Origin of the sequence: Thermobacillus sp. ZCTH02-B1 (assembly GCF_002159085.1) — a bacterium.
GTDB lineage: Bacteria > Bacillota > Bacilli > Paenibacillales > Paenibacillaceae > Thermobacillus.
Window position 1 is genome coordinate 115086 of the sequence record NZ_LZRU01000005.1, and the last position, 10754, is coordinate 125839.

The 10754-nt window shown below is 60.2% G+C and carries 10 protein-coding genes; 3 read left to right on the top strand and 7 right to left on the bottom strand.

Going from position 1 to position 10754, the window contains the following annotated elements; genetic code table 11:
• Positions 1–4: 4 nt before the first annotated feature.
• Entirely contained in the window at positions 5–934 is a 930-nt protein-coding gene (locus A9Z00_RS01565; protein ID WP_296973618.1) for a bifunctional helix-turn-helix transcriptional regulator/GNAT family N-acetyltransferase, read from the bottom strand.
• Between the two features lie 363 nt (positions 935–1297).
• On the opposite strand from A9Z00_RS01565, the gene A9Z00_RS01570 reads away from it, so the two are divergent.
• Entirely contained in the window at positions 1298–2593 is a 1296-nt protein-coding gene (locus A9Z00_RS01570; RefSeq protein WP_296973621.1) for an APC family permease, read from the top strand.
• Positions 2583–3176: a bifunctional transcriptional activator/DNA repair enzyme AdaA gene (locus tag A9Z00_RS01575; RefSeq protein WP_296973623.1), complete on the top strand. Its 594-nt coding sequence runs from the start codon at positions 2583–2585 to the stop codon at positions 3174–3176. The genes A9Z00_RS01570 and A9Z00_RS01575 overlap by 11 nt, the downstream gene beginning before the upstream one ends.
• 274 nt (positions 3177–3450) lie before the next feature.
• On the opposite strand, the gene A9Z00_RS01580 is transcribed toward A9Z00_RS01575, so the two are convergent.
• From A9Z00_RS01580 to A9Z00_RS01605, 6 genes are all read right to left on the bottom strand, one after another.
• Entirely contained in the window at positions 3451–4197 is a 747-nt protein-coding gene (locus A9Z00_RS01580) for an MgtC/SapB family protein (protein ID WP_296973626.1), read from the bottom strand.
• Positions 4198–4226: 29 nt separating this feature from the next.
• On the bottom strand, positions 4227–5018 hold the full coding sequence (locus A9Z00_RS01585; protein ID WP_296973627.1) for an endonuclease/exonuclease/phosphatase family protein: 792 nt from the start codon (positions 5016–5018) through the stop codon (positions 4227–4229).
• A gap of 47 nt (positions 5019–5065) precedes the next feature.
• Positions 5066–6781 (bottom strand): ABC transporter permease, encoded by a 1716-nt coding sequence (locus A9Z00_RS01590; protein WP_296973628.1) that lies wholly within the window; start codon positions 6779–6781, stop codon positions 5066–5068.
• A complete protein-coding gene (locus A9Z00_RS01595) occupies positions 6778–7806 on the bottom strand; it encodes an ABC transporter ATP-binding protein (protein ID WP_296973630.1) in 1029 nt (342 codons plus the stop codon). Before A9Z00_RS01595 ends, A9Z00_RS01590 begins: the two co-directional genes overlap by 4 nt.
• A gap of 92 nt (positions 7807–7898) precedes the next feature.
• Positions 7899–9032 (bottom strand): extracellular solute-binding protein, encoded by a 1134-nt coding sequence (locus A9Z00_RS01600; protein WP_296973633.1) that lies wholly within the window; start codon positions 9030–9032, stop codon positions 7899–7901.
• A 16-nt stretch (positions 9033–9048) separates the two neighbouring features.
• Positions 9049–10206, bottom strand: a complete 1158-nt coding sequence (locus tag A9Z00_RS01605; RefSeq protein WP_296973635.1) for a GntR family transcriptional regulator — start codon at positions 10204–10206, stop codon at positions 9049–9051.
• A 393-nt stretch (positions 10207–10599) separates the two neighbouring features.
• On the opposite strand from A9Z00_RS01605, the gene A9Z00_RS01610 reads away from it, so the two are divergent.
• A partial coding sequence (locus tag A9Z00_RS01610) for a UPF0236 family transposase-like protein (RefSeq protein WP_296973651.1) occupies positions 10600–10754 on the top strand: 155 nt, incomplete at its 3' end.

A 10754-nucleotide genomic window follows, 5' to 3' on the forward strand; every position in this document is an offset into this window, starting at 1 on the left:
CGGATCACAGCTGCAGTTCCCACGTCTCCCCGATCAGCTCGGGGCCGAAGTCGTGGTGCGGCTCCTCCTTGACAAGCACAAATCCGGCCTTCCGGTAGATATTCCTCGCCGCCACCAGCACGTGGTTGGTCCACAGCGTCATTTTCCTGTATCCCTTGCGCCTCGCGAACCGGATGCACTCGTCGACGAGACGCTTGCCCAATCCCAACCCGCGGGCCTTCGGGTCGACCAGCAGCAGGCGAAGCTTGGCGACTTCCACGCTCTCCTGCACGAGCATCACGGAGCCGACGATCTCGCCGTTCATCTCCGCGATCCAGCAGCGCTCCCGGTCGGGATTGTAATTCATCAGAAAATCGGAACAAATCCGCGCCACCAGCGCCTCGAAGCGCTCGTCCCAGCCGTATTCCTCCGCATACAGGCGCCCGTGCATGTGGATCACCCATCCCATGTCGCCGGGCTCGTGCTGGCGCAGCACATAGGGCTCCGAATCTTTCCATCCTTCGCCCAGCAGCCGTTCGATCGTGCTCATGGCCTGAATGAGCCGGCGCTGGTCCCGGCCGGAGAGGCTGCCCAGCAGCTCCGCGATTTCTTCCTTGGCGAGATGTTCCAGCCGCGCGTACACCCTCTCCCCTTCCGGAGTCAGGCGCAGCAGGCGCCGCCGCCCGTCCGACGGGGACGGGACTTTCCGGATCAGGCCGTCCTGCTCGAGGCGGACCAGCATGCGGCTGAGGTATCCGCGATCAAGCCCCAAATCCTTCGCCAGGTCGGCGGCAATGACGGTGTCCCGGATTGCGATTTCACAGATGATCCGGGATTCCGTCAGCGAGTAGGGGGGATGCAGCAGCCCTTCCCCCAGCGCGCCGAGACGCCTTGTGAAAAAGCGATGAAAGCGCCGCACGGCGGCGATCCGTTCCTCTGAATCGGCAACCGGCATGACGTTCCCTCCCGGCGATCGACCAATAGTTGTTTTTGTCAATAATATAAATGTCAATATCAACCATCGTCAAGGGAACCATTGCCGGCGGGATGGGCTTCGCTCCGTACCGGCGCCGTCTTGACGGCAAACAACAAACACACCCGTCTGACGGACGAAGGTGCCGTGGCGCCGCTCCGGCTTCAACCGCCGTTGTCTCCCGTCCCCCGTACGAGGTTCAAGGATGTGGACGGTAAGCGTCCGGACCGGGTTGAATCCAAATTGAAACGCAAGAAATCGCGATGTTTTTTCATCCTCCGGCCGTTATGGTTGAGTCAGACGCGCGTCCATTCATCCGTTGCGGCTGGAAGGAGGCCATCCGACATGAAGATGATCGCGCTGCCGCAGGCGGTCGCGCTGTACATCGCGGCCATTCTGGGCTCGGGCATCCTGTTCGTCTCATCCGGAGCGGCGGCCATCGCCGGTCCCGCCTCGCTTCTCTCCTGGAGCGTCATGATCCTGTTCAGTTTTCCGCTCGCGTACACCTTCGCCTCGCTGTCCCGGCTCCATCCCGATGCCGGCGGAGCGGCCACCTTTGTCCGCATGGCCTTCGGCGAACATCCGGGCAATCTTGTCGGGTGGTATTATTTTCTGACCGCCTCCGTCGGACAGATGATTGTGGCACTCACCGGCGCCCACTATGCGGCCTCCGCTTTCGGGCTGCCGGCCGGAACCGTCCCGCTGCTTGCCTGCCTGATCCTGCTGGCCGGCGGACTCTCCAACCATTTCGGCCTCCGCGTCAGCGGCGGGGTATCGCTGCTGTTCAGTTCGCTGCTGCTGGGGCTGCTGCTCATGGCCGTCGCGGCGTCGATCCCCCATGTCCGTCCGGAACGATTCGTCCCGTTTTTCGCTGAAGGGGGGCATTCGGTCGGCGAAGCGATCATGCTCATCTTCTGGTCGTTCTTCGGCTGGGAAGCAATCTGCAATCTGGCGGACCGGTTCCGGTGTCCGGACCGGGATTTGGTCCGAAGCGCCATGATCAGCGCGGCGATCACGGGCACAGTCTTTCTGGCCCTGGGCTTCGTCACCGTCGGCACCGGCACATACGGCACCCCGGAAGCCGATTCCGCTCCGCTCGGCATCATGCTGGGCCGCTCCCTCGGCTTGACCGCGCAATACGCGACGGCGCTTCTGGCGCTCATCATCTGCACGGGCACCGTGAACGCGTACATCGCCAGCCTCGCGCAGCTCGGTTACGCCTTGAGCCGGGACCGGGCGTTTCCGGCCTGGCTTCACCATCGGCATCCGCGCAACGGAACGCCGGCCCGGGTGGTCTGGCTGGTCGTTTGCTTCGCGTGCGCCGGCGTCGCGCTCACCTGCTGTCTCGGCCTTCATTTCACAAGGCTGCTGTTTATTCCGAACGCATTGGGGATGATGGTCTACGTCTTGTCGATGGCCGCGGCCGTCAAATTGTTCAGGCGATATTCCGCACCCTGGCTGAGCGGCCTGATCTCCCTCGTCATGATGTGCGCCTTTCTCCCGTTTCTGGGATTCCGTTCCATGATGCCGATTTTGGTTGCGATTCTGTATACTTTTTATATGAAAAAACGCAGGACGGGGCGGCATTCGATCCGGCGGAACGAGGCAGGGAACGGTGACTTGCATGCGGATGCGGGCTGACATCATGTGGAACGCGGTCGTCGCGTGCCGAGCGGAATACGACGGCGTCTTCTACTATGGCGTGAGGACGACGTGCATTTTCTGCCGTCCGTCCTGCCGGTCGAAGACGCCGAAGCGGGAAAACGTCGATTTCTTCGCCAGCGCCCGGGAAGCGATGGAGCGGGGCTACCGCCCTTGCAAACGGTGCCGGCCGGATCTGCTGGAGGCCGTGTACGACCCCAACGGCAAGTGGATTCGCGAAGTGCAAGAGCTGTTGGAACGGGAATACCGCGACCCGTGGACGCTCGACCGGCTGGCGAGACGGGTGGGCGTGAGCGCCTTCCACCTGCAGCGCATGTTCAAGAAATACACGGGCGCAAGTCCGAAACAGTTCCTGAACCGGGTCCGCGTCGAAGAAGCGAAGCGCCTGCTGGCGGACAGCGACAAGAAGATCACCGCGATCTGCTACGACGTCGGCTTCACCGGGCTTACGCCGTTCTGCACCGCCTTCCGCCGCCTGACCGGAATGTCCCCGCGGGCGTATCGGAACCTGCGCCTCCGGGAACGGCCGGATGAAAACCGGAACAGGCAGCTGCAGGAATGAAGCGTTGTGCGTCTGGCCGTCTCCGAAATCCGCCGATGTCGCGTTTTACGCCGGCTCGCGAAGCACGCAGCGTCCCTGTCGTCCCGCAGTTCCCGCGACCTGCTTTCCAACGGATCTGCCGACCGCCGGATTTGAAAATACTCGATATAAAAAACCCGGATTCTGCCGAGAACCGGGTTGTAGACATACCATAAATGATAATGCTGTTATATTGTCGCCATTTCCGCGTTTATTGCCGATCCTGAAAAGGCGCCGCCCCGCCGGGCACCGTCCCTCACATTTCGAAACGCGCCGGCTGTGACCCCGGTATTCCCGCCGCTTCGACGGACCGGACAAATTCGAGCGTCAGCAGCCTGTCGCATACCTGGAGCAGGCTTTGGGTGCGCGGCTTGTGCAGCCGGATCCGGAGCTTCCGGATTTCCGCCCGCTCCTCGTCGTCGCCCGGCGGTTCCAGCGACACGCTCACGATCACGAGCCCTTCCTGCTCGATCAGATCCGTGATTTGCGCGACGCCTCCCTCCGCGCGCGCGATATGCAGAATGATCTCGTTCCGGCTGCGCCTGTTGTGAAAGCTCCTTTCGAACCGGTTCAGCACGAGCAAAATGAGGATGACAAGCACCGTCACCAGCGCCGCTTCGTAGAAAAACCCCGCGCCCACGCACAGGCCGATCGCCGCCACCACCCAGATGGAGGCGGCCGTCGTGAGCCCCGAGATGCTGAGCCCGTTGCGGATGATGGCGCCCGCTCCCAGGAATCCGATGCCGGAAACGACCTGCGCCGCGAGGCGTGCCGGGTCCATCCGGACGTTGAATTCATTCGCGAATTCGCCGAATCCGTAGATGGACAGCAGCATGATGACCGCGGAGCCGACGCAGACGAGGATATGCGTCCGGAGTCCCGCCGCATGGTTGTGCCACTCGCGCTCCAGCCCGATCAGGCCGCCGAGCAGGATCGAAACCAGAATCCTCAGCGACGAGTCCAGCCAGGAGATTTCCCACAAACCGGTGTCCATGACCTTCATGACAGCGCCGTCACCCCGCCTTCAACCTTTCACCCCCCACGCTCCTCGCGCAGCGTCACCTCGGCGACCACCGGATAGTGGTCGGACGGGTAACGGCCCTCATACCGTTCCCGATCGATCACGACGGTGTGCAGCCGCCATTCGGGGGTAAGGAAAATATAATCGATTGTTTCGCCGGATTCGCCGCCCCGGAAATGATGGACCGTCCCGCCGACTTCCCGGTCCGTTTCCCGGAAAACGGAATAGGCGTTCAGATAGCCTTCCCGCTCCAGTCCGGTCACGACGTCATGTTCCGGGACGGCATTGAAATCGCCCGTCAGGATGACCGGAAGACCGGTCCGGGTGCGAAGATCCCGCATCCGCTCGCGAATGAGCGCCATGCCCTTGAGCTTGGCTTCCTCGCTCTCATGATCCAGATGCGTGTTGAACATCGCAATCCGGTTCCCCGCCGCCGACCGGAGCACCGCCCAGGTGCACATGCGGGCATGGGAGGTGTTCCAGCTTTTCACCCCCAGCTGCTCCGGCTTCTCGGACAGACTGAAGTTACCGGTTTCGACGACTTCCCATTCGCCCTTCTTGTAGAAGATCGCGACATGTTCGCCATCGGTGCCGCCTTCCCGTCCTTCGCCGACCCAGGCGTATTCAGGCAGAAGCGGCTCCAGATCGGTCAGCATGCCGTGCAGCCCTTCCTGAATGCCGATGATCCCGGGATCATGTTTTCGGATCGTCTTCGCGACCGCCTCCGTACGGTTCGGCCATGCGTTGTCGCCGTCGGACTCCACATGGATCCTCAGATTGAACGTCATGATTTTCAGCTTCATGCGCTGCCTCCACTCCGGATGTGTCTGTTTTCGCGGTTTCGGGCTGTCTATCTGTCTTTCGCGCCCCTGCCGTAGACCAGGTACATCGTAATGCCGGACATGATCATCAGCACCACCGTATAGACCAGCGTCATGGCGCGCGCGATGATGCCCGCTTCCACGTCCGTGCTGTTCTTGATGACCACCCCCAGCGTCTGATACACGGGGTGATACAAGAACACCGTCAGGTCGTAATCGTCGAGTATCTTGATGAAATTCAGCGCCAGAACCGCCAGCGTGGACGGCAGGACGATGGGCAGGAGCACCTTCCGAAACGTATAGAACGGCCTGGCTCCCATGTTCCGCGCGGCATCCTCCAGGTTGTGGTCCAGACTGAAGAAGGACGCCTTCACCATGCGCATCGTGAACGGAATGTGAATGATGATATATCCGAGTATGACGATCCAGTGCGTCCCGGTCAGCACCGTGTTGCCGACGATGAGCCGGGGCACGTTGAACGTGAGCACGAGGCCGATCGCGATCAGCGTGCTCGGCAGCATCCAGGGAATCATCAACGCGTATTCCAGCGCCATGGCCAGCCTGCTGTTCTTGTACTTGTGGATGATGCGCGAGGCGAACAGGGCCAGCGCCACGACGAGCAGCGACGCCGCCGCGGCATATATCACGCTCACGAGATACGGCCTGAGCGCGCTCATCGAAGTGAACAGCCGGGCATAGTTCTCGAGCGTGAAACTGTTCCAGGTGATCGTCGACGTCGAAATGCTCCGGGCGTCGGTGAACGAGAACAGCACGATCAGCGCGACCGGCGTGACGTAGATCAGAAACAACGCATAGCCGATGAAGTGGACCGCGGCATTGGCGAACCTGTTGTGGATCTTCTGTTTGACCAGCGTCGATTTCACCTTTGACACGGACATGTAGTTGCCGCGCTTCTCGATGCGGATCATGATCGTAAGCAGGATGATCGTGGCAAGTCCGAGCACGAGCGCCAGGAGCGCCGCCAGATCCTTCGACGTCGAGCTCTTGGAGAACGTCAGGATCATGGGCGCGATCGTCTGGAATTCCGTGCCGCCGAGGATGAGCGGGGCCGACATGGCGCCGAGACCCGTCAGGAACGTCAGGATGGTGAGCGCAAAGATCGTCGGCTTCAGCACGGGCAGCACCACGCGCCACAAAATGGTGAAGGGCCCCGCCCCCATCCCCCGGGCGGCTTCGACGGTCTGGTAGTCGATTTTGCGGATCGCGTTGCCCAGGAACAGAAGATGGTTCGACGTGCAGGCGAACGTCATCACGAACAGCACGGCCCAGTAGCCGTGGAACCATTCCCGGTTCATGTCCGGGAACAGGCCGGCCAGCAGCTTGGTGACGATACCGTTCTCGCCGTAGGCGAACTTGTAGCTCGCCGACACGACGACGCCGTGATAGAGCAGCGTCGTGAAGTAGCCGAGTTTCAGCACCCTGGCGCCCTTGATGTCGAAATATTCGGTGAGCAGCACCAGCATGATGCCGACCACGTTGACCGTGATCATCAGGGACACGGCGAGGATGAAGCTGTTCTTCAGGCTGTTCATGGCGCGCTTGGAGGAGATCAGCTTCTCCACCGGTTCCAGCGAAAAACTGCCGTCCCTGAAGAAAATTTCATAGTACACGTTCAGGTTCGGAAGGATGAGAAACGTGATGACGAACCAGGCGATGATCGCATAGAGCAGCATCTGTCCGTAGTGCAGCGACCCAAGCCTGTCTTTCCATGTCTGCGCGTTCAATGTCCTCGCTCCGTCCGGTCAAATTGCATGATGTCGGCGGGCCGGATATACACGTCGGTTTCCGCGCCGACCTCGAGGGCGACCCGCCCGTTCTCCTTCTCGATCGTCTTCAGCCGGCTGCCGCCCTCCAGCTCCAGCACGTACTTGCTGTACAGTCCGTAATACTCCCGGTCGACGATCCTGGCTCTCAGGCGCACGACATCCTCGCCTTCGATCGGCGCCAGATTCACCTTCTCGTTGCGGATGTACGCGACTTTGCCGGGCCTGATGAACGCCCGGAGCGGGCTGCTCTCGATCAGGGCCGGGTCAAGCCGGTTGATGTCGCCGATGAAATTGCACACAAATTCCGTGCCGGAATGATTGTAGATTTCGTAAGGAGTGCCGACCTGCTCGAGAACGCCGTTGTTGAACACCGCGATCCGGTCGGACAGCGTCAGCGCTTCCTCCTGGTCGTGCGTGACATAGATGGTGGTGATGCCGAACTTTTTCTGCAGTGCCTTCAGTTCGTTCCGCAGCTGGATGCGCAGTTTCGCGTCGAGGTTGGACAGGGGCTCGTCCAGTGCCAGAATGGCCGGCTTCAGGACGAGCGCCCGGGCGATGGCCACGCGCTGCTGCTGGCCGCCCGACAGCTCGGACACCTTCTTGGTCAAATGTTCTTCCTTCAGGTCGACCTTGCGCGCAATGTCGCGCACCGCCGCGTCGATCTCCGATTTCTTCGCCTTCTTGACCTTCATGCCGAAGGCGATGTTCTCGTATACGGTCATGGTCGGGAACAGCGCGTAGTTCTGGAACACCATGCCGATGCCGCGCTTCTCGATCGGCACGTTCGTGATGTCCCTGCCGTTCAGGAGGATGCTCCCGCCCGTAGGCGTTACGAACCCCGCAAGCGCGCGGAGAATCGTCGTTTTGCCGCAGCCGGACGGCCCCAGAAACGTGAAGAACTCGCCTTCCCTGATCTCCAGATTGAGATTCTTGACGGCATGGAACGATCCGAAGTGTACCTGGATATCCTTGAATGTGATCAACGCGCTCACCAGTCTTTGGTTGTGATGGAAGAGAGAACTGCATAGCCTTTGCGTGAGCCATGCAGTTCCCGAACGACAATGTTGGATCGTTTTTAGTTGATGATTTGCAGTTCGATCTTCTCCGCCCACTCGTCGATATGTTCCGCGATGAACGACCAGTCGAGCGGCTGCGCTTTCAACTTGGCGAACAGTTCCTTGATGTGGTCCGGAGCCTGCTGGGCCGCTTCCGGAATGACCGGCATGGCGCTGAATTCCGCTGCGAACTTGCCCTGCATCTCGGCGGAACCGAACCAGTCGATGAACCGCTTCGCCGTATCCATCTTCTTCGTGCCGTTCACGATGGCGATATGCTCGACGACCATCGGCACGCCCTGCTCCGGCGCGACGACTCCGACGTTCACGCCGTACTCCTGCTCGCGCTTGAACTTCTCGCCGGACACGACGGTGCCGATGTGAACTTTGCCGGCGGCCATGTTGGCGTACAGGTCTTCGCCTTCCACCATCGGCAGCCCGTTGTCATACAGCTTCTTCAGCTCGTTCCATCCCTCTTCGGCAATGCCGAGCTCGCCGTTTTCATCCATGTACGGCATCAGGATGCCCGCCACAACCATCTGCATCGTCGCCCGGCCGAGCATGGTCGGCGCTTCATATTTGCCCTTGAAGGCTTCGTTGGTGTACAGATCCTGCCAGGACTTCGGCGCCGTCTCCGGCGTGTACACGTCGGCGTTGTAGCCGATCATGATCGCCTGCTTGACCAGTCCGTGATAGTAGCCTTCCGGATCGTTCAGGTTCTCGCCGACCTGCGAAGCCCACGAAGGCACGTACGGCGTGATGACGCCCTCTTTCTTCAGATTCTCGAAGAACATATGGTTCAGACCGAACACGACGTCGGCGATCGGATTGTTCTTCTCCGCAATCAGGCGGTTCGTCAGATCGGCGCCGCCCGCTCCGACGATCTCGATATCGAATCCGGCCTGCCGGGCCTGCTCGATCCACCATTCGCCGCGGCCGTCGGAGTTGGAGTTCGTGTAGACGATCAGCTTTTCGTTTTTCACCTCGCCGCCGTCGCCCGCGTCACCGGCGTTCCCGCCGTTGCCGCCGTTTTCGCCGCTGACGGATCCGCCGTTTCCGGCATTGCCTCCGTTGCCGCCGTTGCCGCCTCCGCAGGCTGTAAGGACGAGACAGACAAGCATCAGAATTGCCAACGCTTTCATCTTACCGGACATGTGGATCATCTCCGCTTCACGTAGTTGTGACAAGACCGCTTCGATCCAGCACCGATTTTCTTTCAATGATCCGCGTCTGAATCTTGACCGTGATATGCTGTTCCCGCGAATGGCGGACACGCTTCATCAGCAGCTCGACGGCCGCCGCCGCCAGCTTCTCCGTGTCCTGGCGCACGGTGGTCAGCGGCACGGGCGTGAGCGCCGACAGATGCGTATCCGAGAATCCGACAATCGAAAGTTTCTCCGGTACCGCGATGTTCATGTGCAGCGCCGAGAACAGCGTCGCGATGGCGACCTGGTCGTCCGCGCACATGACCGCCGTCATGCCGGGATTGTTCCGGATGAACTCGCCCTGCTCGGCATCGTACTCGTGGATGTGGTCCGGCCGGCAGCTCGTCGTCCGGAAATGGATGTACTCGCTTTTCACCGGTATGCCGTGGTCCAGCAGCGCCTGGATATACCCCCGGTAGCGTTCCCCGCGTGCCGTGATGTTCTCGATGACATTGGACGAAAATCCGATCTCCCGGTGTCCCTTGGCGATCAGATACTTCGCCATCTCGTAGGAACCCTGAAAATGGTCGTGATAGACGCAATCGATCGGAATTTCATAGAATACCCGGTCGATGATCACGCTCGGAATTTTGTCCATCTTCAGCTTGAACACCTGGCTGCTGCAGGATTTGCTTCCCTGGGGGAACAGGATGATGCCGTCGATCCCCATGTCGACAAGCGCCTGCAGGCACCGGCCCTGGTCCTCCTCGTCCTTGCTGATCCGGAGAACGAGGTCGAACCCGTGCTTGCGCACTTCGTGTTCCACCGACGCAATGATCCGCGACGTGTAGTCGGTCATGTGGGGAACGACGAGCGCGATCAGCCTGCTTTCTTTTTTCTCGCCGGGCTGCTGCGGCGGCTTCGCCTCCATGCGCGCGCCGCCTTCCTGCCCGTTTCCGGCCAGAAAGGTTCCTCTCCTGGGCAGGCGGTAAACCACGCCGCGTTCGACCAGTTGCTCCAAAGCCAACTTCGTCGTCATGCGGCTGACGCCGAACAACTTCGCCAATTCGGCTTCGGACGGAACCGGGTCGTGGGGTTTGAGTTCCCGGCTCTCGATGATCTCCATCACCTTGTCGGCGATTTGAAGGTACAGCTGCTTCCTGGATTTGTTCTCGGATGTCATGTCCGGACATTCCTCTGACGGATTTCGGGGCTGGCCAATCCCGGTTGATGGTATACCATAAGCTTAAGCGTGACATAAACCACCGGCTTAAGCTTGATCTAAACCATAAGTCATGTCACTGACATATTCAATGGATTTTTTGTGCCGGGCTCCCTTCATTTTGGCAGGACCACCGGACGCAAACAAAAAAAGGGAGGTTCCTCTGGAGATCTCCCCCGTACAACGCCGTCACTTCCGCCCAGGCAGACTCCGGGGACGAAACGGCAGCCATTCGCATCGCGTTAGAGTAAAATTTGCGTGGGGGTAAAGTCTGGAAAAAGCGAACATAGAAAAAGAGCTTCTCCCTTGGTAATGTGAATTTGCTGAAACACGCACCAAGAGGAGGAAGCTCCTGTGCAGCACTTTACCACAATCATTCCCACAATGAAAGAGCTTGAGCAGTGGATGTTGCGGGAGATGCAGGAAGCGTTCGCCAGCGCGATGAAGACAGCGCTGGAGATGTTTGATCAGATCATCCTTGAGCAAAGGGATCGCCAGCGTTTTCGCGC